Origin of the sequence: Corallococcus interemptor (assembly GCF_003668875.1) — a bacterium.
GTDB lineage: Bacteria > Myxococcota > Myxococcia > Myxococcales > Myxococcaceae > Corallococcus > Corallococcus interemptor.
Map to the genome: position 1 here is coordinate 41544 of NZ_RAWM01000038.1, position 25381 is coordinate 66924.

General features: G+C 72.2%; 26 protein-coding genes. 8 read left to right on the forward strand and 18 right to left on the reverse strand.

The window, feature by feature from the left end; translation table 11 throughout:
• Nucleotides 1-2: 2 nt before the first annotated feature.
• The 3 genes from D7X96_RS16540 to D7X96_RS16550 all read right to left on the reverse strand — a co-directional run bounded on the left by D7X96_RS16540 (nucleotide 3) and on the right by D7X96_RS16550 (nucleotide 1477).
• The gene (locus D7X96_RS16540) at nucleotides 3-524 is read right to left on the reverse strand and encodes an SET domain-containing protein (protein ID WP_306437717.1); all 522 of its coding nucleotides are present in this window, start codon (nucleotides 522-524) and stop codon (nucleotides 3-5) included.
• Nucleotides 410-811 carry a hypothetical protein gene (locus D7X96_RS16545; RefSeq protein WP_120550209.1) on the reverse strand — a complete coding sequence of 134 codons (402 nt, stop codon included), beginning with the start codon at nucleotides 809-811 and terminating at the stop codon, nucleotides 410-412. The genes D7X96_RS16540 and D7X96_RS16545 overlap by 115 nt, the downstream gene beginning before the upstream one ends.
• Nucleotides 812-943: 132 nt before the next feature.
• Nucleotides 944-1477 (reverse strand): nuclear transport factor 2 family protein, encoded by a 534-nt coding sequence (locus tag D7X96_RS16550; RefSeq protein ID WP_121722832.1) that lies wholly within the window; start codon nucleotides 1475-1477, stop codon nucleotides 944-946.
• 89 nt (nucleotides 1478-1566) lie between these two features.
• On the opposite strand from D7X96_RS16550, the gene D7X96_RS16555 reads away from it, so the two are divergent.
• The 3 genes from D7X96_RS16555 to D7X96_RS16565 are packed head-to-tail and all read left to right on the forward strand — an operon-like array spanning nucleotide 1567 to nucleotide 3931.
• A complete protein-coding gene (locus D7X96_RS16555) occupies nucleotides 1567-2346 on the forward strand; it encodes an alpha/beta fold hydrolase (RefSeq protein WP_121722833.1) in 780 nt (259 codons plus the stop codon).
• Nucleotides 2328-3125 carry a ZIP family metal transporter gene (locus D7X96_RS16560; protein WP_147468326.1) on the forward strand — a complete coding sequence of 266 codons (798 nt, stop codon included), beginning with the start codon at nucleotides 2328-2330 and terminating at the stop codon, nucleotides 3123-3125. Before D7X96_RS16555 ends, D7X96_RS16560 begins: the two co-directional genes overlap by 19 nt.
• Complete coding sequence (locus tag D7X96_RS16565) at nucleotides 3122-3931, forward strand: SDR family oxidoreductase (protein ID WP_121770171.1); 810 nt, start codon at nucleotides 3122-3124, stop codon at nucleotides 3929-3931. Before D7X96_RS16560 ends, D7X96_RS16565 begins: the two co-directional genes overlap by 4 nt.
• Nucleotides 3932-3934: 3 nt before the next feature.
• Here D7X96_RS16565 and D7X96_RS16570 read toward each other — a convergent pair whose 3' ends face one another.
• From D7X96_RS16570 to D7X96_RS16585, 4 genes are all read right to left on the reverse strand, one after another.
• Nucleotides 3935-6280, reverse strand: coding sequence for a coiled-coil domain-containing protein (locus D7X96_RS16570; RefSeq protein ID WP_121770172.1), 2346 nt, complete (start codon nucleotides 6278-6280; stop codon nucleotides 3935-3937).
• Nucleotides 6281-6335: 55 nt separating this feature from the next.
• Nucleotides 6336-7376, reverse strand: coding sequence for a trypsin-like peptidase domain-containing protein (locus D7X96_RS16575; protein ID WP_120550215.1), 1041 nt, complete (start codon nucleotides 7374-7376; stop codon nucleotides 6336-6338).
• 208 nt (nucleotides 7377-7584) lie between these two features.
• Nucleotides 7585-9948 carry an alpha-2-macroglobulin family protein gene (locus tag D7X96_RS16580; protein ID WP_208647323.1) on the reverse strand — a complete coding sequence of 788 codons (2364 nt, stop codon included), beginning with the start codon at nucleotides 9946-9948 and terminating at the stop codon, nucleotides 7585-7587.
• Nucleotides 9945-13061 carry an MG2 domain-containing protein gene (locus D7X96_RS16585; protein WP_121770173.1) on the reverse strand — a complete coding sequence of 1039 codons (3117 nt, stop codon included), beginning with the start codon at nucleotides 13059-13061 and terminating at the stop codon, nucleotides 9945-9947. The genes D7X96_RS16580 and D7X96_RS16585 overlap by 4 nt, the downstream gene beginning before the upstream one ends.
• A 105-nt stretch (nucleotides 13062-13166) precedes the next feature.
• Here D7X96_RS16585 and D7X96_RS16590 point away from each other — a divergent pair, with 105 nt between their 5' ends.
• Nucleotides 13167-14354, forward strand: coding sequence for a hypothetical protein (locus D7X96_RS16590; protein ID WP_121770174.1), 1188 nt, complete (start codon nucleotides 13167-13169; stop codon nucleotides 14352-14354).
• Between the two features lie 31 nt (nucleotides 14355-14385).
• Here the strand turns inward: D7X96_RS16590 and D7X96_RS16595 are convergent, their stop codons facing one another.
• Nucleotides 14386-14679: a hypothetical protein gene (locus D7X96_RS16595; RefSeq protein ID WP_120550219.1), complete on the reverse strand. Its 294-nt coding sequence runs from the start codon at nucleotides 14677-14679 to the stop codon at nucleotides 14386-14388.
• Nucleotides 14672-14887: a hypothetical protein gene (locus D7X96_RS16600; protein WP_233609732.1), complete on the reverse strand. Its 216-nt coding sequence runs from the start codon at nucleotides 14885-14887 to the stop codon at nucleotides 14672-14674. The genes D7X96_RS16595 and D7X96_RS16600 overlap by 8 nt, the downstream gene beginning before the upstream one ends.
• 273 nt (nucleotides 14888-15160) lie before the next feature.
• On the opposite strand from D7X96_RS16600, the gene D7X96_RS16605 reads away from it, so the two are divergent.
• On the forward strand, nucleotides 15161-15370 hold the full coding sequence (locus D7X96_RS16605) for a hypothetical protein (protein WP_120550221.1): 210 nt from the start codon (nucleotides 15161-15163) through the stop codon (nucleotides 15368-15370).
• 22 nt (nucleotides 15371-15392) lie between these two features.
• Here the strand turns inward: D7X96_RS16605 and D7X96_RS16610 are convergent, their stop codons facing one another.
• Nucleotides 15393-16298 (reverse strand): AEC family transporter, encoded by a 906-nt coding sequence (locus tag D7X96_RS16610; protein ID WP_121770175.1) that lies wholly within the window; start codon nucleotides 16296-16298, stop codon nucleotides 15393-15395.
• Between the two features lie 243 nt (nucleotides 16299-16541).
• Between D7X96_RS16610 and D7X96_RS16615 the strand changes: the two genes are divergently transcribed.
• Complete coding sequence (locus D7X96_RS16615) at nucleotides 16542-17795, forward strand: MDR family MFS transporter (RefSeq protein WP_120550223.1); 1254 nt, start codon at nucleotides 16542-16544, stop codon at nucleotides 17793-17795.
• 18 nt (nucleotides 17796-17813) lie between these two features.
• Here D7X96_RS16615 and traC read toward each other — a convergent pair whose 3' ends face one another.
• The gene (gene traC, locus D7X96_RS16620) at nucleotides 17814-19631 is read right to left on the reverse strand and encodes an outer membrane exchange accessory lipoprotein TraC (protein ID WP_121770176.1); all 1818 of its coding nucleotides are present in this window, start codon (nucleotides 19629-19631) and stop codon (nucleotides 17814-17816) included.
• A gap of 274 nt (nucleotides 19632-19905) precedes the next feature.
• On the opposite strand from traC, the gene D7X96_RS16625 reads away from it, so the two are divergent.
• Nucleotides 19906-20142: a hypothetical protein gene (locus tag D7X96_RS16625; RefSeq protein ID WP_120550225.1), complete on the forward strand. Its 237-nt coding sequence runs from the start codon at nucleotides 19906-19908 to the stop codon at nucleotides 20140-20142.
• A gap of 153 nt (nucleotides 20143-20295) precedes the next feature.
• Complete coding sequence (locus D7X96_RS16630; RefSeq protein WP_121724984.1) at nucleotides 20296-21087, forward strand: FRG domain-containing protein; 792 nt, start codon at nucleotides 20296-20298, stop codon at nucleotides 21085-21087.
• Here the strand turns inward: D7X96_RS16630 and D7X96_RS16635 are convergent.
• The 7 genes from D7X96_RS16635 to D7X96_RS16665 all read right to left on the reverse strand — a co-directional run bounded on the left by D7X96_RS16635 (nucleotide 21044) and on the right by D7X96_RS16665 (nucleotide 25233).
• Entirely contained in the window at nucleotides 21044-21550 is a 507-nt protein-coding gene (locus D7X96_RS16635; RefSeq protein WP_121724983.1) for a hypothetical protein, read from the reverse strand. The genes D7X96_RS16630 and D7X96_RS16635 overlap by 44 nt on opposite strands.
• 10 nt (nucleotides 21551-21560) lie before the next feature.
• Nucleotides 21561-22304 (reverse strand): hypothetical protein, encoded by a 744-nt coding sequence (locus tag D7X96_RS16640; protein WP_244219609.1) that lies wholly within the window; start codon nucleotides 22302-22304, stop codon nucleotides 21561-21563.
• 35 nt (nucleotides 22305-22339) lie between these two features.
• Nucleotides 22340-22858 carry a hypothetical protein gene (locus D7X96_RS16645; RefSeq protein ID WP_121724982.1) on the reverse strand — a complete coding sequence of 173 codons (519 nt, stop codon included), beginning with the start codon at nucleotides 22856-22858 and terminating at the stop codon, nucleotides 22340-22342.
• Between the two features lie 9 nt (nucleotides 22859-22867).
• Nucleotides 22868-23617: a hypothetical protein gene (locus D7X96_RS16650; protein ID WP_244219610.1), complete on the reverse strand. Its 750-nt coding sequence runs from the start codon at nucleotides 23615-23617 to the stop codon at nucleotides 22868-22870.
• A 35-nt stretch (nucleotides 23618-23652) separates the two neighbouring features.
• Nucleotides 23653-24159, reverse strand: coding sequence for a hypothetical protein (locus D7X96_RS16655; protein WP_121724981.1), 507 nt, complete (start codon nucleotides 24157-24159; stop codon nucleotides 23653-23655).
• 8 nt (nucleotides 24160-24167) lie between these two features.
• Nucleotides 24168-24443, reverse strand: coding sequence for a hypothetical protein (locus D7X96_RS40965; RefSeq protein WP_244219611.1), 276 nt, complete (start codon nucleotides 24441-24443; stop codon nucleotides 24168-24170).
• Nucleotides 24444-24972: 529 nt separating this feature from the next.
• Nucleotides 24973-25233, reverse strand: coding sequence for a hypothetical protein (locus D7X96_RS16665; protein WP_147468327.1), 261 nt, complete (start codon nucleotides 25231-25233; stop codon nucleotides 24973-24975).
• Between the last annotated feature and the right edge of the window lie 148 nt (nucleotides 25234-25381).

Here is a 25381-nt window from a genome sequence, read left to right on the forward strand (position 1 = left end):
CTTCAGCTCGGCTCGAACCAGGTGATGCCGTAGTCCAGGCAGAGCTCCTCGCCGGGCTGGATGTCCCGCAGCGCCACGGCGGCGCCGGTGTCCGGCAGCGGCCCGTCGATGAGCTCCACGTTCGGCGTCTTCGAGTGGTTGTAGAGCGCCAGCATGCCCCACGCGTAGGCCTTCTCGCGGCCGGGCTCGGCGCCCCAGGTGAAGACGTGGTGGTGCGCCTGACAGTCGCGGTGGTCCACCGGCTTCAGGTCGCTCGCGGGGAAGCGGCTGATGGGCGCCCACTCCACGAGCGTCCCCTTCGGCAGGAACCGGCGCGCGAAGACGCCCCGTCCCTTTCCAGGAACGAGGCGCCATTCGACGTTGGGATGAAGAGGGAAGGTGCCTGCACGAACCCAAGCACGCCCCGAAGTCACGGGGAGGCGGTCGCCTCTTCCACGTTCCGGACGCGGTTGGGACGGCGCTCCGGGACGGGGGCGACGCCGCCCACCCACTCCCAGTCCATGCCGTTCCACACCTGTTCGCACCAGCGCAGGTCCGTCGCCAGCTCGCGCGCCTTGGTCCCGTGGGGGATGAGCGCCCAGCCCAGCCGGGACTGCTTGCACTCGCCGCTCTTGAACTTCAGCAGCCGGCGCTGTCCCTGGGCCTCCGCGCGCTCCGCCTCCCAGAGCGCCTGGTTGCGCAGGCCGTCTCCCTGCGCGTCCACCCCGTTCCACTCACACCAGGCCTGCACGTCCTTCAGTCGGACCAGCTTCGTTCCCCGGGAGAGTTCCGTCACGGCCGCGACAAGAAGGTCGGGGGTGATGACACGCATGCGGTGGGGCCTCCAATGCTGAGCAGCGAAGGACGCCAACCTACAGCGTAGGAAATGGCGGAGGGCCTCAGCTCCGCCATGCGTTTGTCATGGTTCTGTCATGACGCCGGTCATGACGCAGGCGGGCATGCGTCAGGGCTTCGGCGCGGGCCTGGCTGCCGGCGCGGGCGGTGTGGCGGGCTTCGTCTTCGCGTACGTGGCGATGCGGTTCGTCACCTCGCCCATCAAGTCATTGGGGATGGGGACGGAGAGGTTGTACTGGGCAATCTTCCAGCCGGACGGCTCCTTCACCAGCACGCCACTGCCGCGCGCGGGGCCCAGGTTGGGCGTGTCCAGCGCCTCGTCGAACCAGGCGACCTGGCCGTCCTTGGAGAAGAAGACATTGCGGGACACCGACTTGAACGACCAGGCCTTGCCCTTCGTGAAGTAGGGCTTCGCCCACGCGCGGAACTGGTCCACCGTCCAGCGCTCCTCACCGTCCGTGCCCATGAAGACCGCGTCCGGCGTGAAGAAGGAGAAGTAGCGCGGCTCGTTGGCCACCGCCGCCGCGCGGTGCCAGTCATCCAACACCGTGGCCACCGCCACCTTCGGGTCGGCCGGAGCAGCGGCCGGCGCGGCGACGGGGTTGGCGCCGAGCGCCAGCAACAACCAGGAGACGGATGCCATCGGGTTCACCTCGACGAAAGGGGGGTTCGCGGTATGAAGCGGCACAGCGTGCCCCAGGTCAAGGCACGCGACGCAAAGGTGGTGGTGGCGTGGTGCTCGAAAGTTTCCAGGTGGGCACGGGCGACGTGCCCACGGTGATGCTGCACGGCTTCCTCGGGACGGGCCGCAACCTGCGCTCGCTGGCCGTCGCGTGGAGCAAGGCGGATCCGCGCCGCCGCATCCTCCTGCCCGACCTCACCGGCCATGGCACCTCCCCTGCCCTGCCCCAGGCGCCGGACCTGACCACGCTCGCGCGCGACGTGGTGGACACGCTGGATGCGCAGGGCTTCACCGGCGCCGTGGACTGGGTGGGCCACTCGCTGGGCGGCCGCGTGTCGCTCGCCGCCAGCCTGGAGGCCTCCGACCGGGTGGCCAGCGTGGCGCTGCTCGACATCGCGCCCGGGCCCGTGCCGCTGGACCTGTCGGAGAGCGGCTACGTGCTGGACATCCTCTTGAAGGCGCCGCCGCGCGCGGACAGCCGCAAGGAGCTGCGCGCGAACCTCACCGGCAACGGCCTGTCGGAGTCGCTGTCGGACTGGCTCTTGATGAACCTCACGCCGGACGGTGACGGCGTGCGCTGGAGGTTCGACCGGGACGCGCTCCAGCGCCTCCACCGGCGCGTCAACGGCGAGGACCTGTGGCCCGCAGTGGAGCGCCCGGTGCATCCGCCCCTGCGCTGCATCCGGGGCGGGCGCAGCCGGTACGTGTCGGAGGAGAGCGCCCGGCGCCTGGAGGAGGGCGGCTGCCCCGTGGCCCTCATCCCGGACGCCGGCCACTTCGTGCACGTGGACGGTCCCCAGGCCGTGCTCGCGTGGCTGATGGCTCCCTGATGGATGCGAACACCGTCCTGCTCGTCTTCATCGCCGTGGGGCTGGACGGCCTGGCGGGGCTCGCGGGCGGGGTGCTGTCCGAGCGCTGGCTGCAGCGGCGCCTGCCCGCGCTGGTGGCCTTCGCCGCCGGCACGCTGTTGAGCGCGGTGTTCCTGGAGGTGCTGCCGGAGGCGGTGGAGGCGCGGGGTGAGGCCGCCTTCGCGTGGGCCTTCGCGAGCTTCGTCGCGCTGGCGCTGATGGAGTGGGCCCTGGGCCACCACCACCATGACGCGGAGTGCGCCGCCGGACACGCGCACGGCCATCATCACCCGCACCCGGGCTCGCCCACGCTGCCGAGCGCGCTGCTCGCGTCGGATGCGCTGCACAACGTGGGCGACGGCGCGGCGGTCGCGGCGGCGTTCCTGGTTTCGCCGCAGGCGGGCTTCGCCACCGCGTTCGCCGTCATCGTCCACGAGCTGCCGCAAGAGGTGGGCGACTACGCGCTGCTGCGCGCCGCGGGCTGGACCCGTGCGAGGTCGCTGATGGCGCTGGGCGCGGTGCAGCTCACCGCCGCGTTGGGCGCGGCGGGCGTGCTGCTGGGCACGCGGTACCTGCCCTCGCTCCAGGGCACGGTGCTGGCCATCGCCGGAGGTTCGTTCCTCTACATCGGCGCGGTGGACCTGCTGCCGGAGCTGCGCCGGGGCCCGGACTCACGCCAGCGCGTGGTGGGCTTCCTGTGTGGGTTGCTGCTCATTGGCGGACTGCACTTCGCGGAGCGGTTCGCGGGAGGCCACGGATGAAGGTCATGCAAGGAAAGACGGTGATTGTCACCGGTGCCTCGGCGGGCATCGGCGAGGCGCTGGCGGTGGCCCTGGCCGGCCGGGGCGCGAACGTGGCGCTGGCGGCGCGGGATGCGCAGGCGCTGGAGCGCGTGAAGGCGAAGTGCGAGGCCGCGGGCGGCCAGGCGCTGGCGGTGCCCACCGACGTGGGCGACCCGGAGGCGTGCCGCGAATTGGTGGAGCGCACGGTGGAGGCGTTCGGCGGCGTGGACGTGCTCGTCAACAACGCGGGCATCACCATGCACTCGCGCTTCGAGGACGTGAAGGACCTGGGCCTCTATGAGCGCCTGATGCGCATCAACTACCTGGGCGCGGTGCACTGCACCTTCCACGCGCTGCCGTACATCAAGGCGCGCAAGGGACTGCTCGTCGCGGTGTCGTCGCTGACGGGCAAGACGGGCGTGCCCATGCGCACCGGTTACGCCGGCAGCAAGCACGCCATGCAGGGCTTCTTCGATTCGCTGCACATCGAACTGTTGGGCACCGGCACGGACGTGCTCGTGGTGTCCCCGGGCTTCGTGGCCACGGACATCCGTGCGCACGCGCTGGGCCCGGAGGGCCGGCCCCTGGGACAGAGCCCCCGCGACGAGGCGGGCCCCACCATGGACGTGGACACCTGCGTCGCCCTCATCCTGCGCGCCATGGAGCGCCGCGACCGCGAGCTGGTGATGACGCTCACCGGCCGCGTGGGCCAGGTGCTCAAGCTGGTGGCGCCCGCGCTGGTGGACAGGCTGGCGGCGCGCGCCATCCGCGGCAAGAAGGCGTGAGGGCTACTTCTCCAGCCGCGACACCATGCCCCACAGGCCGTCGAAGGTGGCGTTGCCCACCTGGTGCAGGCCGAAGCCCCAGAGGAAGGCGGTCATCCACGCGCCGGAGCCGCCCCACGTGGGCGCGAAGACGTCCAACACCTGGAGCCCCAGCAGCACCGCGATGACGGACATCATCCCCAGCACCGCCAGCTCCACCTTCCACAGGTCGCGCGAGCGCGGCAGAGGAATCCAATCCAGGTTCACCAGCACGTCGGTGCTCGCCTTCGTGGACGCGGGCGGCAGGGGCGACAGGTTCCCGCTGGCGGGCCCGCCGGGCAGGGTCGGTGGCGGAGACTGCGGCGCCGGCAGCGAGAACGGATCCACCGTCACGGCGGTGGGCAGGGACTCCAGGGCCGCCCGGCCGCCCATGGCCACCGGAGGCGGCGGGAGCGTCACGTGGCGCGCGAAGTCCTCGCGGGCGGCGCGGTACTCCGGCGCGGCCAGGTTGGACTCGCCCTGGTCCAGGTGCGCGCGCGCCGCCGCGAGCCGCTCGTCCACCTCCGTGCGCCAGGCATCCTGGGCGTTGATTCCCCCGCCGGCCTGCGCCTGGAGCTGCGTCATCGCCTCCTCCAGGTTGTCCACCAGCTCGCGCAGGTACAGCGTGTACGCGGACTGGTAGTAGAGGAACGCCTCGTCCACGCTGGCGTGCATGCGGGAGCGCGCGCGGGCCAGCTGCTCGCCCACGCGCAGGCGCAGCGCCGCCCACTCCTCCTGCGTGAAGCCGCCGGGCAATTCCTTCGAGGCGAGGGCGTCCTCCAGGTCCGCCAGGAGGATTTCGAGGAACGCCTCGCGCGCGGTCTCCACCAGCCGGCGCGACGCCTCCAGGTCCGGCCCCGGCAGCTGCTGACGCGCGCGCAGCACGTACAGGGGCAGCTCGCCCTGGAGCCGGCGGCTCACGGGGTCATCCCCGCGCTGGGAGGACAGCGTGCGCGACTGCTGCTCCAGCTCCGACAGCCGTGACTCCAGCACCGCGCGGGCCACCGCCTCCAGGTCGAGCGTGCGCAGCATCTGCGCCTGTTCGCTGAAGTCCGCGGACGTGGCCTGATCATTCTGCAGCAGAGACTCCACCGCCTTGAGCTTGCGCTCCGCGTCCAGCAGCGCCACGCCCTTGAGTCCCTCCAGCTGCCGCAGGAGGACGGACCAGAGGGAGAACAGCTGGAGGCGCGCCTCGAAGAGGGCGAGCACGGAGTCCTGCACGACGAGCCCGCTCAAGGGTCGCTGGATGTCCGCGAGGAGCGCGTCCACCTGGCGGCGCAGCGACGCGGCCACGGTGGCCTCGCGCTCCAGCGGACGGGCGGGCACCAGCGATTGCAGCTTCTGGCGCGCGGCCTCCGCGCGGCTGCGCAGGTTCACGCGCGGGCGCACGCGCTGCACGTAGAAGCGCACCGCCGCGGACGTCGCCACGCCCAGGAAGATGAGGAACGCGCCGAACATCGCGGGCGTCTTCACCCAGACGGTGAAGGCCTGCTCCACCGCCGCGCCCTCCGGCACCAAGAGCCGCACCGTGCCGGTGTACTCGCCGGACTCCGGCAGGTCGTCCACGTCCAGGCTCAACAGGCCGGTGCCTTGGGCGGGCAGCTGGAAGACGCCCTCCTTGCCGGGGCCCTGAGGCTGGCCGTCCGGTCCGCGGAAGGACCACTTCGCGTCCTGCGCCTGCACGGGCGCCGCGCCGTCTCCCGCGCCGCCCGCCTTGCGGTCCAGCAGCACCACCGCCGCGGGCCCCACCGCGCCGCCCACGCCCGACGTCTCCCGGAAGGTCAGCCGCACCGTGGCCTTTCCGGAGAACGGGCCCAGCGTCCAGCCGCGCGCGGGGGCCACCGGATAGAACTGCACCGTGGGCGCCACCGCCATGCGCTGCACGACGAGCGGCGTGGTCTCCCGCACGCCGTCCGCCAGCAGCACCACGCGGCCGTGGAAGTCACCGGCCGAGGGCAGGTCCGCGGACAGCGTCACCGTCACCGGCTGCCGCGCGGAGATGGGCACCTCCACCGCGCCCTCCGCCGTGCCCACGCGCACGGACACCGGCACCTGCGAGCCGTCCGCCGCGAGCAGCGGATCCACCAGCACCGTCACCCGCGGGGTCTCCGCGCCCACGTCCGGAGCGGTGTCCGAGGGCAGCAGGTCCACGCGCAGCACCGTCTCCAGGTGGGCGGTGGCCGTGCGCAGGCGCACCTCGTTGCTGGGGGACAGGCCCGCGACGCTGAAGCGCGGCGCCGCGCCCACGAGCGCGGGCAGCAGGCACAGCAACGTCACGGCGGTGGAGCGCGGGACCTTCGCGGCGATGGAGCTTCGAGCGGGAAGGCTCATGCGCGGGGACGATAGCAGTCCCCTCCCCCGGGCCCAGGAAACGTGCCCGGCGGCCCTACTCCCAGCCCAGGCGGCGCAGCACGCTTCCGGACAGGCTGGAGCGGATGGTGTCCAGCGGGATGCCCTCGTCGTCCTCGGCGGATTCGTGGCCGGGGCGCGGATCTCCGCTGTGGTGCAGCGCGACCAGCTCCAGGTCCGGCGTGAAGCACGGCGACCCGGAGGAACCCGGGTGCGTGTTGGTGCAGTACGTGACGCGCGTGTGGGAGCGGTTGGCCCCCTGGAACGTGTCCAGCGCCACCTGCATGGGCCGGCCCTTGGGGTGCTGCACCACGAGCGCCAGCGAGCCCGGAGCGAACGCCGTGGGCGACGACGGCGCCAGCGGGATGAAGCCGCGCGGCCGGTGGTCCCCCAGCCGGTCGTCACCGGGGGCGTCCTGAATCTGCAGGAAGGCGTAGTCCAGTTCGTCGCGCGTGGCCTCGCGCGGGCGCGGGTGCATCAGGTCCGCGGGGCTGTGCGGACTCTGCGCCAGGCACGCCGTCACCGCGAACACCCGGCCCGGGTGCACCGCGATGCGGTCCGGCAGCACCTTCAGGTCGAAGCGCACGCGCAGCGCCTCCAGCAGCCGGTGCTCGATGACGTGCGAGTTCGTCAGCACCACGTCCGGCGCCACCAGGAAGCCCGTGCCCAGCGCGCGGCCGCCTTCCAGCTCCACGCGGCACACGCGCCGGGACAGCGTGGTCAGCCGGTCGCGCCAGGCCTCCGGCGTCAGCGCCAGCCTGGACTGTTGGACGATGCGCGCCAGGGCGGGGCCGGACACGCTGCGCTGCACGGAGGACAGGTAGCTCTGCAGGAAGCGGCGGATGCGCGGATGGCCCGGCGCCGCCGCGTGCGCGCCGCGCACCAGCACGTCCGTCCAGCCCTCCGCCTCCGCGGTGCGCACGAGCGCCCGCGCCCGCGCCGCCCCCTCCCGTTCGACGGGGGGCACCAGGCTGCGGCCGCATTTCACCTCGACCATCCGGTGGAGCTCCTCCACCGAGGTGAACGCGCCCAGGAGGGCGTGGGTCAGTTCCTCCTGTTCGGAGCCTTCAAGCTCCATCCGATTCCTCGCTGCCGCGCGCAAATGCATCTCCGCCGTGCACCCTGAAGTGTACGCACGCGGGCAGCGATTGCACCGGGCGGGGGGCACCCGGAGGAACGGGCCCCTGCCGCGCATCCGGCGAGCATTCCACCCGCCCCCGAGGCCGGACGGAAGGGACCAGCACCGGCGCCGTGAGTGGGGAATGACCCCACGGCGCCAGCGGGCGTCAGCGCACCGCCCAGGTGGAGGGAGGCAGTGACGCGGTGATGTCCGGGCGGCCGGGCACGTCCAGCCGCGCCGCGCCCGCCTGCAACGTCCCGCCGAGCGTGGGCAGCACGCGGAACTCCACCAGCACCGGCGCGCCCTGCTCCCGGGGAGCCAGGTCCAGGGACAACGCGCCATCCTGCACGTCCCAGGACGTCACCTGTCCGGACGCCACGAGCGCGGCCAGGCTCGCGGGGTCCACCTGCACGCCCGCGGGAAGGTCCTGCTGGAAGCGCAGCGGCAGCGACGCGGGCGCTCCCACCTGGACACGCACGTTCGTCAGCTGTCCCACGCGCGCCTCCTTCGGCCCCGTCACGGCCAGTTGCAGTCCGCCCTTCGTCTCGGCCTTCCAGGGCACCGCCGCGGACAGCGCCAGGGAGAAGCCCAGCCCCGGCACCGCGGGCTCCGCGCGCACCGTCCACGCGTGCGTGCCCGCCGAGCCCGGCGCGGCGGCCTCCAGGGCCAGCACCTCGCGCAGCGCCTTCGTGTCGTAGGTGCCCTCCGTGACGACCTGCCCGTCGCGCGCCACCGTCACGCGCACCCGGGCAGGCAGCGGATCCTTGAAGAGGGCCAGCGCCGCGCGCAGCCCCACGCGGTTGGCCTGCCCATCCCCCCAGCCCAGGCCCGGCGTGTAGTGCGCCAGCAGCCAGGCCCCCAGGTCCGGAAGCGGCGCCTTCGCATCACCCCGCAGGGCGAGCACCGCCATCGCCGTGGCCTCCGCCTCCGAGGGCACCTGCCCGTCCGCGCGCACCGTGTCCGGCTCCACCGGCAGCCACGCGGTGCCGTCCGGATGGGACTTCAGCGCCTCACGCACGCGGGTGCGCAGGGCGTCCGCCACGCTGCCCTCCGCGGTGCCCTCCGCCAGCAGCACCGCCGCCGTGTAGCCGTCCTTCACCTGCGGCAGGTAGCGCTCCACGACGCCCGACGCGCGCACGGTGAAGGCCGCCGCGCGCTGCTTGCCCTCGGGGGTGCCCTGCGCCGCGCGCACCACGCGGGCGCAGTCCGCCGTCGCCACCAGCAGGCGCTGGAGCGTCCAGCCGTCACCGCCCTGGCAGGTGCCGTCCGGCCGCTGCGCCTGGGCCACCTGCGCCACCAGCCGCTCGCCCAGCCTCGCGAGCACCGGGTTGTCCGGGTGGGCCAGCGCGCCCTCCGCCAGCCGCGTCGCCACGTCCACCGACGGCGCCCGCGCCGCGCGCAGCACGCGCTGTGTCGCCACCAGCGACAGCGCCTTCAGCGCCGCAGGGTCCGCCGTCTCACCCAGCGCCTTCAGCAGCTCCGGCGCCTGGCCCGCGAGCAGCAGCGCGTACGCGTCCCCGGCCACGTCCACCGGCCGGCGCTCCACCGTCGCCAGCTCCGCGCGCACCACGCCCAGCGCGCCCGGGTACACCTGCAGGCGCACCCGCTCGCTGCCGGTCTGCGCGTCCTGGGGGCCCGTCAGGGACAGCGTGCGCGGCGCCGCCAGCGAACCGCCGTGCGTCTGGACCACGGGCTGCCCGGTGGCCCACACGTCGAAGTCGCGCACCACCGCGTCCGTGTCGCCCAGCGACGCGCGCAGCGTCACCGGCCCCGCGCCGCCGGCCTTCACCGTCACCAGCTCCACCACGCTGCCGCGCGCGGGCACCCGCACCGTGCGCGCGCCGGCGTCCACCTGCGCGCCCTTCACGTCCACCTTGAGCGCGGCCTCCACGGCCTTGTCCGTGGTGTTCACCACCTGCACCGGCAGGCGCACCGTGTCGCCCGCGCGCAGGAAGGGCGGCAGCACCGGGTCCACATACGTGGGCAGCGTGCCCGCGAAGGACGTCACCGCCCCGGCCTGAGCACCGGAGCGCGAGTGCGCCAGCGCCAGCACCCGCCACTGCGTCAGCCGGTCCGGCACGCGCACCGGCACCGTCGCGGAGCCGTTCGCGTCCGTCACCACCAGGGGCTCGAAGAGGAACGTCTCCGGGAACCACGCGCGGGTGGGCGCGTCCGCGCCGCCACCCTTGTCCTTGGCGACGCTCGCCTCCTCATCCATCTCCGGCTCCGGGGGCGCCGCCATCTCCATCACGGGCGCGGCCGCGGCCACCGGGGGAGCCTCGGCCCGTCCGCCGCCGCCCTCGTCGTCGTACGCGTTCGCCGAGCCGAAGCTCGCCATCGCCTTGAGCTGCCTGGTGCGTGACCCGGAGCCGTCGGAGGCCTCCCCCGGAGCGCTCCCCGCGAGCGCGGCGGCGGAGCTTCCAAAGGACTTGCGCATCAGGTCCCCCGCCACCAGCCAGAGCGGTATCCCGCCCAGCACGAACCCCACCCCGAGGCCCACGACCCCGGACATCCACGAGCGCTGCTTCATGGCGCCTCCCGGGCGACCCACGCGTTCCAGTTCACGACGTCCTCCGGCAGCCGCGTGCCGTTCACCACCACCGCGCGCGGATCCGTCAGGGCCAGCAGGTCCGCCGGCAACCGCGACAGCCGCAGCTTGCGGCCGAACGCATCCGTCACCTTCTGCCCGCGCTGCTCGCACGCGGCCAGCGACTCCGACCACAGCCGCGCAAGGCCCTCGGGGTTCAACGTCTCACCCTCGGGCGCGGTCTCCTCCCACTTGCGCGTGCGCGCGTGCAGCTCCGTCAGCACCGCGTAGAAGGGCTCCGTCAGCTCCGCGTCCGGGGAGAAGGGGCTCATCACGCTCGCCGTGAGCGGCGTCTCCACATCCTCCAGCGCGGGCACGTCCGTCACGCGCAGCAGCGCCGCCGCGGCCGCGTTCGCGCCCCGGATGCGCCCCATGGCCAGCGCCTGTCCGTCCAGCACGCCGAAGGCCGGCGTGGCCACCGAGGGTGCGGGCCTCAAGCCGTCCAGCGCGTCCGCGCCCGGCAGCGGCGCCAGCTGGGACAGCGTCTCGTCCACGCCGAAGAGGCCCACCGCCGCCTCGCCGTCCTTGCCGTCCACGCGCGTGCGGAGCTGCAGGTGCGCCAGCTCACCGGGCGCGTACGCGGGCTTGTCCGGAGACACCTCCACCGACAGCGACGCGCGAGGCGCCACGTACACGCGCGCGGTCGCATCCACGCCCTCCACCTGCGCCCAGCCCTCGAAGTCCTGGGGCAGCGTGAAGCGCGCGGCGCGCGTGGCGGGGTCCAGCTTCTCCTTGAGCCGCGTCGCGCCCGCCACCAGCTCCAGCGTCTGGGGCAGCTCGCCCGTGAAGCCAGGGCCGCGCAGCAGCTCCACCTTCACGGACTCGCCCGCCTTGGCCAGCACCGGCGTCGCGCGCAGGCGCAGCGGCGGCAGTTGCGCGGGGCGCAGCACGAACTTCGTCTCGCCCATGTCGCGGCCGTCCCACTTCGCCTGGACCTTCAGCTCGTAGCCCAGGAACGTGGTGGCCTGGGGCGGACGGGGAATGCCATTGCCTCCGTACGTGGGCTGCGCGGTGAAGCGCACCACGCCCATGGCCTCCGAAGGCCGCCGTCCCGACTGGAGCTCCGCCTGCGTCTGGGCCGGAATGCGAACGCGCGACAGGCGCTCCTTCACGCACGAGAGCGCCGCCGCGGCACCAGGGGGCGTGGCCTCGCCCGAGGGCTCCGACACCCAGGTCAGCGCCAGCTCCGGCCGGTCCGGCCAGCGCCGCCACGTCATCGCGCCGGGCACGGTCACGGCGCGGTCCAGCGTGGGAGGCAGGCAGGAGCGCGCATCCAGCGCGGCGACCGTCAGGCCGTCGCTCACGCCCCGCTCATCTCCGAAGGCGACCTGCGTGTTCAAACGGAGGGATGGCAGGCCCGGATCCTGGACCTGGAAGCGCAGCTGGAGCATCCGCTCCGCGCCCGCCGGCAGTCCCTTCGCGCGCAGCGCCGACGCCACGCACGCCTCCAGCCCCACCTCCGCGCCGGCCACGTCCAGCACCTGTCCGGCCGGGCCTACCCGCATCACGAAGTCCGCCATGGCGGAGCCGGAGGATGGATTCACGAAGCGCGCGCAGGGATGCAGCGCGGGCAGCAGCCGCTCCAGCGCGAGCTGATCCTCCAGCGACGTCTGTCCTCCCTGAGCGCCCAGCAGGTCGCGGGACGACACGAGCGAAACGGACGGAGGACGCGGCTGCACGCGCACCGGCAGGGGCGGCACCACGACGTTCACCGCGGGGCCCGGGTCCAGCTGGAAGGCGGCCACGCCGTCCTCGTCCGCCACCGCGCTCACGCCCTTGTCGCGAGGGTCCCACGCGCGCGTCACCGTCACCTCCGCGCCCGGCAGCACCTGGCCCGACGCGGTGGTGGCGCGCACGTAGACGCGGTTGCTGAAGCCCGCAACCAGACCGTCCTCCAGCTCCGTCACCGAGGTGACGGCCAGCGCGTCCTCGGACAGGAGCAGCGACACGCCACCGCGCACCGGCTCACCGGTGGGGTCCTTCGCCTCCACGCTCGCGCTCAGCGTGGCCTGGCCGCGCAGGTCCTGCGGCACGCGCGGCAGCGTCACGCGGAAGCGGCCGGACGCATCCGTGCGCGCCTTCGCCGGCAGCCCGCCCTGGAGCCACTCCGTCGGCGGAGGCCAAGCACCCGCGTGGCTCCACGCCAGCGTCACGTCCGTGTCCGCCACCGGAGCGCCGGACGCGTAGGACACCTGTCCCGTCACCTCCGGCGTGTCATTGGCGCGCCAGAAGGGCCGGGGACTCCGCGCTTCCAGCCGCAGGCGCGGCAGCGTGAAGGGCTCCACCGTGAAGCTCGCATCACCGGAGGCGCCGCCGCTCGTCCACGTCACCGTCCACGTGCCCGTGGACGCGCCCCGGTCCAGCGGGAACTCTCCGGCCACCACGCCCCAGTTGCCCGCGGGCGCGCGCTCCTCCAGCACCACCTCTCCGGAGGGGTCCGTCACCTTCCACGTCCCCGGCCGTCCCTCCAGCGGAGACAGGTCCTTCGCGCGCAGCGCCACCGCGCGGAAGCGCACCCGGTGCCCGGGTTCATACAGGGGCCGGTCCGTCAGCACGCGCACCCGCGCGGGTGCGTACAGGGGCAGCGGCGCGTCCACCGTGCCGGCGCCCAGCGGCGTGGTGAGGCGCGCGCGCAGCTGGTAGTCGCCGTCCGGCACCTGCGGCAGCGTCACCGGCGCGGACAGGGGGCCCGCGTCCTCGCGCTCCCAGCGGCCGTTGGCGTCCAGCGGCAGCGGCGTCTCCTTGCCGGAGGCGTCCACCAGGAACAGCGCCGCCGAGCCCCGGACCACAGGAGCCTTGAACACGTTCACCTTCGCGTCCACGCCGTGCGCCTCCGCCCAGACCCGCACCCGGGAGGAGCCCCCACGCGCGAGGCCATCGGCGTACAGGCCCACCGTCTGGCGGAACTCGCCGTCCGGACACCAGGGCACCTCCACGCCCTGGAACGCCCAGGCGGACCAACACCGCCCGGAAGCCTCGAAGGCCAGGACTCCCCCCAGAAGCAACAGCCCGAGCCCTCCGGCCACCCTTCTCCGGCGCTGGATGCCACCTGTCATGCGATTTCTCCCCGTCTTTCCACTGTACGCCGGAAAGCGTGGAGCCGGTCCCCACCCTCCCCCCGTTGACGTATCCGTGGGGTGGCTGGGCTAGGGTGACGCGCCATGGTCGTTCAGAAGAACCGCCCTCCGCAGGATGCCCTGCCTCCCCGGCTCGACGCGCTGCTCGAAGCCCTGATGGACCGCGACTTCGCGGCGCGGCTGCGCAAGGTCTACCAGGCGGCCGCCGTCGCCATCGACCGGCTGGGACACCTGAGCATCGTGAAGTACGAGCCCACCACCGCCGAGCCCGACGACGCCGCGGACCTGTCCCTCTGGGAGACGATGGCGCCCGCGATTGGCGAGACGCTGATGGACGTGAACAAGCTGGTGGCCGCCATCCGGGACGCCTTCCCGCCGCCCGCGCGCCCCGCCGCGTCCAGGGACGGAGGCTGGGCCCCGCCGCCCGCGAGCTCCGACGAGCGCCTGTCGCAGGAAGCAGAGGCCGTGCTGCACGCCAGCGCGGAGCGCCTGTCCAAGCGCGTGCAGGAACTGGGCGTGCAGATGCGAAGGCCGGAGGTGGTGAGCGACCGCTGGACGCTGATGTCGGAGCTGGCCGCGTCGCGCGCGGACTTCCGCAACCGCATCGGAGACCTCGTGTACCTCACCGCCGCGGCCTTCGCGGACGTGCGCCGCGAGGACGTGGTGCCCGGCTACGCGAACCAGGTGGGCGCGCGCGTGGCGCTGCGGGGCGCGGCGGCGGACCTGCGCCGCTCACTGCAGGGCCGGCTGGAGCGCGCCGCGAAGGCCACGGACGCCCAGCGCCCCGCGCTGGCTCGTCAGGCCGATGAGAGCCTGGCCGCATTCGTGTCCCTGCCCGCGTCGCTCGCGCTGAAGACGCCCACCAAGCGGGAGATCATCGCGGCGCGCGGCCGGCTGCGCGAAGCGGGCACGCAGCCCGCGCTGGGGCCGGAGGTGCTGCCCGGACTGGTGGAGCCCTTCCTCGCCATGCTGGACGAGGCGATGGAGGAGCTGACCCGCACGTGGCTCACCGTGCACGACCGCGCGGTGTGGGCCGCCAGCGGCGTGCGGCTGGAGCAGGTGGAGATGCACCTGGAGCTGGGCTCTCCGGGCGCGGCGCGCGTGCTGGAGGAGGCGGTGGCGGCGGCGGGCGCGCTGACGGGCCGCTCCGCGCCCTTCGACGTATTCCTGCGCAAGGGCCGGCAGGAGGCCTCGGAGGGACTCAACGAGGCCGGTGCGCGCGACCTGCTCGCCCGCTTCCGCGAGCGGCTGGCCAGCCTGCCGTTCAGCTAGACAGCCGCACGCTTCGACGGGGCCCGGGGCTTCACTTCGTGGGCGAAGCCGGCGTGGGCGCGGGCAGCACGGGCACTTCCTTCTTCGGAGGCAGCACGCGCAGCTCCTCGAAGCGCGCCGCCAGCGTCTGCTCCGTCAGCTCCTCCTGCCACTGCTTGGGGTTGGTGTTCCACCCGAAGTCCGCCGGCACCTTGCCGCCGCCCTGGCTGGAGTAACCAATCATCTCCGGGAACTGCGCGGACCAGCGGCCGCCCGGATCCGGCTCCTTGGTGACGTGCTGCCGGTTGGGAAGGATGAAGGGCCTGGTCTTGGGAGCATCACTCATACAGCCAAGCCTCTCCGAAAGAGACCTCGTTGTGTAGCTCCAAGCGAGGCTCCTGCCGCCTTCGCGCATGGTTCTTGGGGGGCAGCACGCTGGGCCCCAGCTCGAACACCGCCGCGAAGTAGCGCGCCTGCGACTCGCTGCCGTAGCGGTAGCGCCGCACACCCCCCGCGTGCGCCACCTCCACCCGCCAACCCTTCCGGTCGCACATGACCTTCACTGTGTTCCCTGCACCCATCCCGCCTCCCCCTCACGCCGTTGTCCGAGGGGGTACGCCATGAAATCTCCGTGCCAGCGCCCGCCAGCCTGCCCAACGGGTTGCGGTGTCGCCGGGTGAGCAGTCGTCCGGGGACCGGTAACGTTTGCAGGGCGCCCTGGAGGGCCGCCTTCTGTCCCCGAAAGGTGGGGCGAGGCGCCACACCGGGTCCTCGCGGGGCCATGCCGGTCTGCTTGTGTCGGGCGGATCCTGCGTTAACTCAATGGCATGACCCACTTCGAGACCCAAAGCGGAGAGCGGTTCGCGGACTTCGACCTTCCCGAGGGCTGCATGATGTGTGGCGGCGCGGTCTCCATCCGGGCCACGCCCGCCGGTGCCCACGGCTACTGCCCGCACTGCCACGTCCTCTCGCGCCCGCAGATGCGCGTGAAGCCCAACGGCGTCGAGCTCTCCTTCGAGACCACGGCGCTCGCCTGAAGAAGCGAGCGTCACCCCACCTTCAGTGCACCCAAGACAGGAGCATGGGCGCGCTGAAGAACGACAGCGGAATCCCCACACCCACCATCAGCACCGCCAGCTCCGGATCCAGCTCGTGCTCGGCGGCGAGGATGGCCGCCGTCACCATGGGCGCCATGGCGATCTGCAGCACCGTGGCCTGCTTCACCACCAGCGCCAGCCCGGGCACGAACATCAGCAGGCCCAGCACCACCAGCGGCGCGAGCAACAGCTTGTAGGACAGCCCCAGCGCGAGCGCCGGCGCGCGGGGCAACAGCCCCTTCAGCCGCAGCTGGAAGCCCACGATGAACAGCGCCAGCGGCGTGAGCAGGTCGCCCAGGCGCTGGAGCACGGACTCCAGCCAGTCCGGGAAGGCGAAGGGGCGCAAGAGCAGCGCCAACACCAGCGCCTGGAACGGGACGAACATCACCACCTTGCGCACGAGCGTGCGCACGGACAGCTCCGTCCGGGCCCGCGCCCGGGCCGCCGTCAGCGTGGCCAGCGTCGCCATCACCAGGAACGAGCCCAGCTGATCCGCCACCACCGCCACCGGCACGCCGGAGGGCCCCAGGAGCGCGGAGGCCATGGGCAGGCCCACGAAGGCCGTGTTGCCCAGCCCCGCGGTGAGGATGAGCGCCGCCACGGACTCGCGCGTCAGCCCCAGCCGGGGCCCGAGCAGGCGCATGAAGAGCACCGCACCCGCGAAGAGCAGCCACGGCGCCGCGGCGGCCACCACCAGCCCGGGCGCGAACTCCAGCCGGTGCATGGCGCGCAGCACCAGCGCGGGCAGGGACACGTTGAGCAGGAAGGCGTTGAACGCGGGCACCGCCCCCTCCGGGAACCGGCCGCTCCGCCGAGCCAGCACACCCAAGACGAGGCACACCCCCAGAAGTCCGATGACCTGCCCCATGCCCGCCTTGCGTCCCGCCTTCCTTAGGTGTGGATTGGCGCGGCAACCTGGAGGAGCCCGCCAGCGATGTCCAGCGCCATGACGGCGCGCACCGGGAAGTCCGGGTTTCAAGCGCGGCTGGAATGCATGAGGCCCCAACCGCCTGCTCGGGCCCGGGCGCGCATGGAAACGCGCGGGGCGTGAGCGCATGCTGTCGGGCGCCCGCGGTCAGTCCCACCACCCCACGTCCGTCGGGCATCCGCCATGAATCCCGTTGCCACGGTGTTGAGAGCGCTGGGCGGGGGTGGCCTGCCACGGACGTACTGGGTCCTGTGGGTGGGCACCTTCGTGAACCGGCTGGGCTCGTTCGTCGCGCCGTTCCTGGCGCTCTACCTCACGCGCGAGCGCGGTTTCAGCGTGGAGCAGACGGGCTTCATCGTGTCGCTCAACGGCCTGGGCGCGGTGCTGGCGGCGCCCCTGGGCGGGATGCTCGCGGACCGGGTGGGCCGGCGGCTGACGCTCGCGGGGGGCCTGTGGCTGGGGGCCGGGGCCATGCTCTTCATCGGCTTCTCGGAGACGCCGGGGCGCATCGCGGCGGCGGCCTTCCTCCTGGGCATCCTGGGGGATTTGTACCGGCCGGCGGTGTCCGCGGCGGTGGCGGACGTGGTGCCGCCCCGGGACCGGGCGCGCGCGTACGGGCTGCTCTACTGGGTCATCAACCTGGGCTTCGCCATCGCGCTGCCGCTGGCGGGCCTCCTGGCGGGGATGGGCTACCGGCTGCTCTTCATCGCGGACGCGGTGACCACGTTCCTCTACGGCTGCTGCGTCTGGGCCTTCGTCCCGGAGACGCGGCCCCCGGAGGCCCGAGCCGCCCACGCGGCGCACTCGCCCTTGAGCGCGGTGCTGTCCCCCTTCCGCGACGGCGTGTACCTGGCCTTCTGCCTGCCGGTGTTCGCGCTGGCGCTGCTCTTCCACCAGAGCTTCATGAGCCTGCCGGTGACGCTGACCCGGCAGGGCCTGACGCCCGCCCAGTACGGCCTGGTGATGTCCGTCAACGGCGTGCTCATCGTCGCGCTCCAGCCGTTCGTCGTGCGCGGGGTGGGCCGGGTGCGGCGCTCCACGGCGCTGGCGGTGGCGGGCGTGCTCACCGGCGTGGGCTTCGGGCTGCACGCGCTGCCCGCCACGGTGCCGCTCGCGATGGCGGCCGTGACGGTGTGGACGCTGGGAGAGATTGTCCACTCGCCGGTGGCGCCGTCGGTGGTGGCGGACCTGGCGCCGGCGGAGCTGCGCGGCAGCTACCAGGGCGCGTACCACATGATGTGGGGCCTGGCGTCCAGCATCGCCCCGGCGCTGGGCGGCGCGATGCTGGGCCACGTGGGCGCCACCGCGCTGTGGGCGGGCTGCTTCTTCGTGGGCCTGGCCGCGGCCGCGTGGCACGTGACCATCGCGGGCGCGCGCAGGCGCCGGGTGGAGACGCTGCGGCTGGAGCGCCCGGAGATGAGCGCCAGCCTGGACTGACCCGGCTCGGGCGGCGGCTTACTGCCCCACGCCCAGCAGGGCCGCCGGGTTCGTCAGGCCGCGCGCGCGGGCGACGGGCTGGAGGATGTCCTGCGGGGGCGCGTCCGCGGTGAGCAGCAGCGCGCGCACGGCGGTCTCCACCACGTCCTCGGCGCCGGGGCGCACCATGCCTCGGCGGGCGTCCTCCACGCGCTTGCCGCGGTACAGGTCGAAGCGCTCCTTCACGTGCTTCGCCACGTCCGCCACGGCCTTGTCGCCCGCGTCCACGCGCAGCTCCAGCTCGTTGCGCAGCTGCACGGGGTCCGCGAGCACGCCGTAGCGGTCATAGCCCTTGTGCGCCAGGTCCTCGTGCAGCACCGCGTAGTCCTGCGTGTTGGGCGCGGGCACCTGCTGCGGCGTCAGCAGGTCGCGCATCACCGACGTCACGGTGGCCGTCACGGTGAGCCGGTGCAGCTGCACGTCGTAGACGAAGTCCGAGTACATGGGCTCCTCCACGGTGATGGGCTCGCGGAAGACGGTGTCGCGGTTGCGCTGCACCTCCGAGCGCTGCAGCTCCGCCTTGTCCAGCGCCGCCTGCACCGCCACCTCCAGCACGCGCGCCGCCTTGGCCTTCATGGACATCAGGCCCTCGTCCTGGGTGCACTGGCCGGAGCAGCGCTCCGGGTCGCACTCGCCAGGCAGCTTGCCGGGGCTCTTCGCGTCGCGGGCCTCCTCGCCGCACTCCTGGATGGCCAGGCGGCACTCGCGCTTCTCCCGCTCGCGGCAGCGCTCGGCGGCGTCGCGCAGCGTGCCCAGCTCCACCTGCGCGCGCAGGTACTCGCGCAGCACGGCGGCCTGCTTGCGCTCCACGCCCTCCAAGGTGCGCTCGGCCTCCAGCAGCTTCTTCTCGTAGTCCCCGCGCTTGGGGTTGGGCACGGAGCGGTTGCCCGCGAGGTAGCGCTGGCTGCGCTGGGAATCCTCCACCGCCTTGAGCGGCAGTACGCGCTCCAGGGACAGGTCCAGCTTCACGCCCACGCGGCCCGCGGGCGCCTCCGTGACGACCTTCAGGGGCAGCTTCGTGGGGAGCGCCGCGGCCAGCCGGCCCGCGCTCAGCCGCTGGGCGACGTCCGGCGCCTGGGCATTGTCCTCCACCGGCGTGGCCACCACCAGGAAGGCCACCTCGTCGCGCAGCTTCTGGCGCACGGCCTCCGCGCGCTCGCGGGCGGCGGTGGCGCCCACGCGCTCCTGGTCCGCGCGCACGTAGGCGACGAGCGCGTTGCCCAGCTTGCCGGCCTTCTCCAGCGTCTCCGCGCTGGCATAGAAGCGCTTCGCCCACGCCACCTGCACGGCGTCCACGCCCTTGCGCGCGCTCACGTGGTCCGGAGACACGGCCAAGACGGCATCCAATTCCGCGCGGGCGTCCTGGAGCTTCTCCTCCTTGAGCAGCCCCAGGGCCACCTGCACGCGCGCATCCAGCGTCTGGGCGAGCAGCGCGCGAGCGCCTTCATGGTCCGGGTTCAGCTCCAGCACGCGCACCAGCAGCTTGGTGGTGGACGGCAGGTCGCCAGACGCATGGGCGGCGCCGGCCTCCTGGTAGACCTCCTCGCCCCACTCCCGGCGCACCGCGCGCAGCTTCACGGTGATTTCAGAGGCCTCCGGATCCGCGGCCAGGGCGCGCAGGTAGGCGGCTTCAGCTTCCGCCCAGTGGCGCTCCTTCACGGCGCCGTCGCCCTCGCGCACGGCGCGGGAGAAGGCGGAACAGCCGCTGAGCAGCACGAGCGACAGCAGCGCCAGGGCGCTCAGCCAGCGGGAGGAATCACGAGGGGATCGGGCGGCGGGGGAGCTCACGTGCCGCATTCTCGCGGGAAAGCGCTCCAGGCGTGAAGATTCCGGTGGCCCGGCCGGCTGGTTACTCCTCGTGAAGGCAGACACCGTGGCGGGGCGGGCCGCGGACGCCCGACGTCATTAGGCTGTTGTGCCTTTTGAATGTGTCACACCCACACGGTCTTCTGCTGGCAGCGATGAGATGGGGTGCAAGCGTTCAGTGGCCGGGTGATGACCGGCCGGGAATGACGCGACGCACCAGTCAGTAGAGGGAATCAGCACCCACGAGGGGGGCTAGAGGAATCCAATGCCTTGTCCACAGCCGCGTCCCACCAAGTTCCACCCTCCGCTGCGGGCCGAAACGTTCTCCATCGAGGACCACCGCAACGTCCACTGCCGCTTCTACGGCGGCTGCATCGACGTGGCGGTCCGTCAGGACTGGGAGAGCTTCACCTGCGCCAAGTGCCCCCTGTTCCAGCAGGACAAGGCGCCGGGCGCCAGTTCGTATGCCTTCACGCAGCCCGCGAACTTCGGGCAGCCGTAGGGTGTCTTTGTTTCAAGCGTTGAGTTGAGACGGCCGGGCGTCCTGGCCCTTTTTGGCAGGGACGCCCGTCGTCCGGTCCCGCCTCCTGTACGTCCGGACACTGCGTTCTTCGCGGGCCCGGATGCACCTTGTCCGGTTGCGAGGGGGCAGCGGATGCAGGAGCAGCGGGTCACATCGTGGTTGGAGTTGCAGGAGCTCTTGTTCGCGGGCTCGTGGAACGAGCCGTTGCGGCGGTTCCGCACGAACTTCGTGTTCCGGGGCGTGCCGGACGCGACGCTGGATTTGACGGCGACGCTCAACCGCCAGGGGGCGTTCGTGCGGCAGGAGCGCGACCTGCTGCGGGCCTTCCGCAAGTACGCGCGGGGTGTGCCGGGCACGGAGCACCTGACGTCCATCTGGGACTGGCTGGCGTTGGCCCAGCACCACGGGATGCCGACGCGGCTGCTCGACTGGACGTTCAGCCCGTACGTGGCGCTGCACTTCATGACGGAGCGCATGGACCTGCTGGAGCAGGACGGCGCGGTCTGGTGCGTGGACTACCACCAGACGAACCGGCACCTGCCGCAGCCGCTGCGTGAGCAGCTGCGGGTGGAGGGCGCGGACGTCTTCACGGGGGAGATGCTGGCGTCGGTGGCGGGGGACCTGGCGGCGTTCGACGGGCTGGCGGAGCACCCGTTCGTGTTGTTCTTCGAGCCGCCGTCGTTGGACGCGCGCATCGTGAACCAGTTCGCGTTGTTCTCGGTGATGAACGGGCCGGGGCTGAGCCTGAACGACTTCCTGGGGCACCAGCATCAGGGCGTGCGCAGGCTGGTGGTGCCGGCGAAGCTCAAGTGGGAGATCCGGGACAAGCTCGACCAGGCGAACATCACCGAGCGGGTCCTCTTCCCCGGCCTGGACGGCCTCAGCCGCTGGCTGCGCCGCTACTACGCTCCACGTCCCCGCTAGGCTCGGGCGCCGGTGGCTCCGGTGCGGGAGGTGGCGGGGCCCGGGGAGGCTCCACGGGCGCGCCTTCATCCGGAGGCCCAGGGGATTCCGCGACCACGTCTCCCTGGGGAGTGACCGCGTAGAAGAACCAGCCATCCAGGATGCGCCGACGTGGCCCCACGCATCGCTCGAAGTCGGGATCCACCAACACGTAGTAGAGGCCTGGCGTCGGGCCCGTGAAGAGCGAGACGTTGACGCCGTCCTCGGGGTGCTCGCATCCGGAGAACAAGCGGCGAGGGTTCGTCCTGACGAACTCGCGAACAGCGCCCATCGCGGCCTGCACGGCGCCCGCGGGTATCGGGCTCTCCACGGGCCGGGCCGAACGTTCATCCGGCCATTCAACGACGCCTTTCCAAGCGGCAGCAGGGTGCCTGCACCCGGACATCACCAGCAGGAGCCCCAGCCATCCATGTCCCTGTCGCATCCGCCGTCTCCTACTCATGCAGCAACCGGAGAGCGCCACCTTCGCAACGGGGCGCGACACTGAGACCACCGGCACGAGCAGGCGCGCAGCGTCCCAGGAGGAGCCAGTCCTTCCGGGCCTCGCTCCACTGTTCAATCTCACCTGAGGGAAAGTAGCGCAGGAAGATGCGGGTTCCATCCTGACGCTCCGCGACCACGGCGGAGGCCATTTCGAGGAACGTGTCCTGGAACCGGGCCGGCGCGGGGTTGCCTGGAATCAATCGGACCTCCGCCATCGTGACGGCGGGCCTGAACGCATCCGTGGGCCAGGCGCCCAGGTCTGGTGAGGAGGGCAGCGCTCCGCAGGGATGGTTGTGGATGTAGCCCACGACCCAGACCTGGGAAGCGGGATGGTCCGCGTCCTCCACCGCGAAGAAGGGCGTGCACCGGTTGTGGCGCTCCCGAGTGGGCTCGGTGACCCGCCAGGACAAGGCGTCACGCGTTCCCGCCACGTAGACCGTCGAACAGTACTCCGTGGAGAGTCCTGGAATGGGCCGCTGCGTGCTCGGGTCGCACGTCTTCGCTCCTGGGAGCCGGAGCAGCGCATCCGCCACGTCGCGAAGCAGCGAGATGGGAATGGACCGCTCACCCGTCGGCATCACGACGGCGGGCACCTCGGACCACGGTCCCCGGGCACGCTCGGGCTCGGCGAGGGTGCTCGGCCCACCGGCGCACCCCACCAGCCACCCCAGCCATGACAGCAGCGCGAATCGCACGGCGCGCATCCTCGCACCCACATGAAGAGAGCGCCTTATTCAGTCACGGTGCCGCTACTACGCTCCGCGTCCCCGCCAGGGCCGGGCTCCGGTGCGGGGGGCGTCGAAGGCGGCTGCACGTCCGGAACTGGTGGCGGGACCGCGAACGAAGCGTCTCCCGCCGGAGGTGGGGCCTTTGCAAGCACCTCTCCCTGGGGAGTGACCGCATAGGCATCCCATGCATCGAGCATTCGGATGCGCGGGCCTCCACACCGCCTGAAGTCCTGGTGGACCGCGACGAAGTAGAGGCCCTGGGTCGGCCCGGTGAAGACGGAGACCGCCAGACCCAACTCCGGGCTGGAACAGCCCTGGAACAACGTGGGGTCGGGGTTCGTGCGGATGAACTCCCGTACCGCGCTGGCGGCGGCGACCACGGCCCCGGCGTCCATCGGTTGCCCCACGAGTGTGGCGGACGTCTCGTCGGGCCATTCGATGGGCGTCGTCCACGCCTTCGGCTTCGCGGCACATCCCGCGAGCACCGCGATGCATCCTGCCGCCACAACCCTACCCCTCATCGACGCTCCCTATTCACGCAGCAGTCGCAACGGCCCATTCGTGCACCGGGGCTCCGCCCCCAGGTGGCTCTGGGTCGGCGTGCAGGTGCCCAGGAGAACCCACGTTCGCCGCCGTTCACTCCATTGCTCGACCTCGCCCGTGGGAAAATAGCGCAGGTAGACCCGGGTGCCGTCCATGCGCTCCGCGACCAGGGCGGAGGCCATCTCGATTGCCAGGTTCTTGAAGAGGGCGGGCGCAGGATTGCCGGGGACAAGGCGCACCACCGCCATGGCCGTGAGCGGATCAATCGCATCCGTCGGCCAGGCCATGAGGTCCACCGAGGAAGGAGGGCTGCCACACGGGTGGTTGTGGATGAAGCCCACCACCCAGACCTGCGAGGCCGGATGATCCTCATCCTGGACGTGTTGAGGCGCGGAGCAGCGACTGGAGCTTCCGCGAACCGGCTCGGACACGCGCCAGGACAAGGCCTCTCGCCCGCCTGCGACATAGACGGCCGCGCAGTACTCCGTGGACAAGCCCTGGATGGGCCGCAGCGTCGCGGGGTCGCATGTCCGGGCACCTGGACGACCGAGGAAGGCGTCCGCCACATCCCGTATCAGGCCGATGGGGATGGAGTTGTCCCCCGCGGGCATCTCGACCGCGGGCACTTCCGCCCAGGGACCACGCCCCGTCTTCGCGGTCGCGAAGGGAGTCGGCGCGGACACAGAGCCCGCGCACCCCACCAGCAACACCAGCCATGACAGCAGCGCGAATCGCACGGCGCGCATCCTCGCACCCACATGAAGAGAGCGCCTCATTCAGTCACGGTGCCGCTACTACGCTCCGCGTCCCCGCCAGGGCCGGGCTCCGGTGCGGGGGGCGTCGAAGGCGGCTGCACGTCCGGAGCCGGCTGCGGGGCTTCCCCTGGCCCCAGTGGATCCTTCGCGACGACCTGCCCTTGGGGAGTGACCGCATAGACATCCCAACCATCCAGGAGACGGAATCGCGGCCCCTGGCATCGGACGAAGTCGTGGATCACCCTCACGTAGTAGAGCCCCTCTGTCGGCCCCGTGAAGACCACGGCCACCAGTCCCTGCTCCGGGCTTGAACACCCATCGAACAAGCGTGGGTAGGGGTTGGTGCGGATCAACTCGCGGATGGCACCCGCGGCCGCGAGAACAGCTCCAGCCTCCATGGGCTGTCCGACGAGCTTCGCGGATTGCTCGTCAGGCCATTCGACAGTCCCCTTCCAGGCAGGGGCCCGGGCGGCGCATCCCGTCACCATCGCCACGACCCCGAACAGCGCGCAGACGTTCTTCATCCCAGTTCCTATTCGGCAAGCAGTTGGATGGCTCCGTCCCGGCACAGCGGGGCGGAGCTGTAACGGGTCCGCGTCGGGACGCACGTGCCCAGAAGCCGCCAGCGCCGCTCCCGCTGGCTCCACTGCTCGATTTCTCCCGTGGGGAAGTAGCGCAGGAAGACGCGTGACCCGTCCTTCTGCACCGCGACAAGGGCGGAGGCCATCAGCAGGGGCTGTCCCTTGAACGTCGCAGGCTTGGGGTTGCCTGGAATCATCCGGAACTCCGCCATCGCGGGCTTGCCCACGAATGCATCCGTTGGCCATACGGTGAGGTCGAGGGTGGACGGTGGCGTTCCGCAAGGATGATTGTGGATGTAGCCCACGACCCAGATGCGGTCGGAGGGGTGGTCACTGTCCGTCACTCGGAGGATGGCTGGCAGCCGTTATAGGACCCACGGAGGGGCTTCGTGACCCTCCAGGACAGGGCGTCATCCGTCCCCGCGACGTACACCGTCGAGCAGTACTCCATGGACAGGCCCACGATGGGCCGTTGGCTGACGGGATCGCAAGCCTGCGCACCGGGGAGCCTGAGCAACGCGTCGGCGACGTCCTTGAGCAAATCGATGGGGAGGGTGACATCTCCCGTCGGCATTTCGAATGAAGCGACTTCCGACCAGGGCCCCCGCACCGGTTCGCCCCGTCCAGGTTCGACGTACCGCTCACCGGAGGAGGGCGCGCTCGCGCAAGCCGTCATGAGCGCGAGCAATGGCCAAAGGCGTTTCATCGAGGGGCCACCCTAGCCGCATGCCCCCTCAGGACCAATGCCCGGGCGCCTCACGCGTGCACGGGTTCCCCACCCACGGGCCCGGACAGGTCGCGGTCGCGCCGGGCCGCGCGCTCCGCGTCTTCCCTGGCCCACCGCGCGTCATCCTCTCGCGCGTTCTTGTGCGCGAGCGCTCCTCCCACGATGGCTCCCCCCAGCACCAGCATCATCACCAGGATTCCCACCAACATCGCGCCGACGATGAGCATCTGGACCACCTCCAGCTCCAACGGTGCGTCGCGCCCGCCCCTCCCGCAGGCCCGGGCCGACATGCCCTTCGGGACCTTGCCCCCCTGTCCGCGCGCCCGGCGCCTCCTCCTGGCGATGGACAGACATGGGACGCACCTTGGGCACATGGAGGTGCGCCAATGCCAGACAACGGCATCCCACGCCCCAAGCCCCCGCCCCCCACCTGGAAGC

Bases quoted from the DNA above. Each gene is read 5' to 3' on its own strand.
- D7X96_RS16605 (WP_120550221.1), top strand. From the start codon at position 15,161: ATGACCCACTTCGAGACCCAAAGCGGAGAGCGGTTCGCGGACTTCGAC.
- D7X96_RS16625 (WP_120550225.1), top strand. From the start codon at position 19,906: ATGCCTTGTCCACAGCCGCGTCCCACCAAGTTCCACCCTCCGCTGCGG.
- D7X96_RS16565 (WP_121770171.1), top strand. From the start codon at position 3,122: ATGAAGGTCATGCAAGGAAAGACGGTGATTGTCACCGGTGCCTCGGCG.
- D7X96_RS16545 (WP_120550209.1), bottom strand. From the start codon at position 811: ATGCGTGTCATCACCCCCGACCTTCTTGTCGCGGCCGTGACGGAACTC.
- D7X96_RS16630 (WP_121724984.1), top strand. From the start codon at position 20,296: ATGCAGGAGCAGCGGGTCACATCGTGGTTGGAGTTGCAGGAGCTCTTG.
- D7X96_RS16575 (WP_120550215.1), bottom strand. From the start codon at position 7,376: ATGGAGCTTGAAGGCTCCGAACAGGAGGAACTGACCCACGCCCTCCTG.
- D7X96_RS16610 (WP_121770175.1), bottom strand. From the start codon at position 16,298: ATGGGGCAGGTCATCGGACTTCTGGGGGTGTGCCTCGTCTTGGGTGTG.
- D7X96_RS16585 (WP_121770173.1), bottom strand. From the start codon at position 13,061: ATGACAGGTGGCATCCAGCGCCGGAGAAGGGTGGCCGGAGGGCTCGGG.
- D7X96_RS16665 (WP_147468327.1), bottom strand. From the start codon at position 25,233: ATGTCGGCCCGGGCCTGCGGGAGGGGCGGGCGCGACGCACCGTTGGAG.
- D7X96_RS16550 (WP_121722832.1), bottom strand. From the start codon at position 1,477: ATGGCATCCGTCTCCTGGTTGTTGCTGGCGCTCGGCGCCAACCCCGTC.
- D7X96_RS16655 (WP_121724981.1), bottom strand. From the start codon at position 24,159: ATGAAGAACGTCTGCGCGCTGTTCGGGGTCGTGGCGATGGTGACGGGA.
- traC (WP_121770176.1), bottom strand. From the start codon at position 19,631: ATGCGGCACGTGAGCTCCCCCGCCGCCCGATCCCCTCGTGATTCCTCC.
- D7X96_RS16590 (WP_121770174.1), top strand. From the start codon at position 13,167: ATGGTCGTTCAGAAGAACCGCCCTCCGCAGGATGCCCTGCCTCCCCGG.
- D7X96_RS16600 (WP_233609732.1), bottom strand. From the start codon at position 14,887: ATGTGCGACCGGAAGGGTTGGCGGGTGGAGGTGGCGCACGCGGGGGGT.
- D7X96_RS16615 (WP_120550223.1), top strand. From the start codon at position 16,542: ATGAATCCCGTTGCCACGGTGTTGAGAGCGCTGGGCGGGGGTGGCCTG.
- D7X96_RS16645 (WP_121724982.1), bottom strand. From the start codon at position 22,858: ATGAGGGGTAGGGTTGTGGCGGCAGGATGCATCGCGGTGCTCGCGGGA.
- D7X96_RS16635 (WP_121724983.1), bottom strand. From the start codon at position 21,550: ATGCGACAGGGACATGGATGGCTGGGGCTCCTGCTGGTGATGTCCGGG.
- D7X96_RS16570 (WP_121770172.1), bottom strand. From the start codon at position 6,280: ATGAGCCTTCCCGCTCGAAGCTCCATCGCCGCGAAGGTCCCGCGCTCC.
- D7X96_RS16595 (WP_120550219.1), bottom strand. From the start codon at position 14,679: ATGAGTGATGCTCCCAAGACCAGGCCCTTCATCCTTCCCAACCGGCAG.
- D7X96_RS16580 (WP_208647323.1), bottom strand. From the start codon at position 9,948: ATGAAGCAGCGCTCGTGGATGTCCGGGGTCGTGGGCCTCGGGGTGGGG.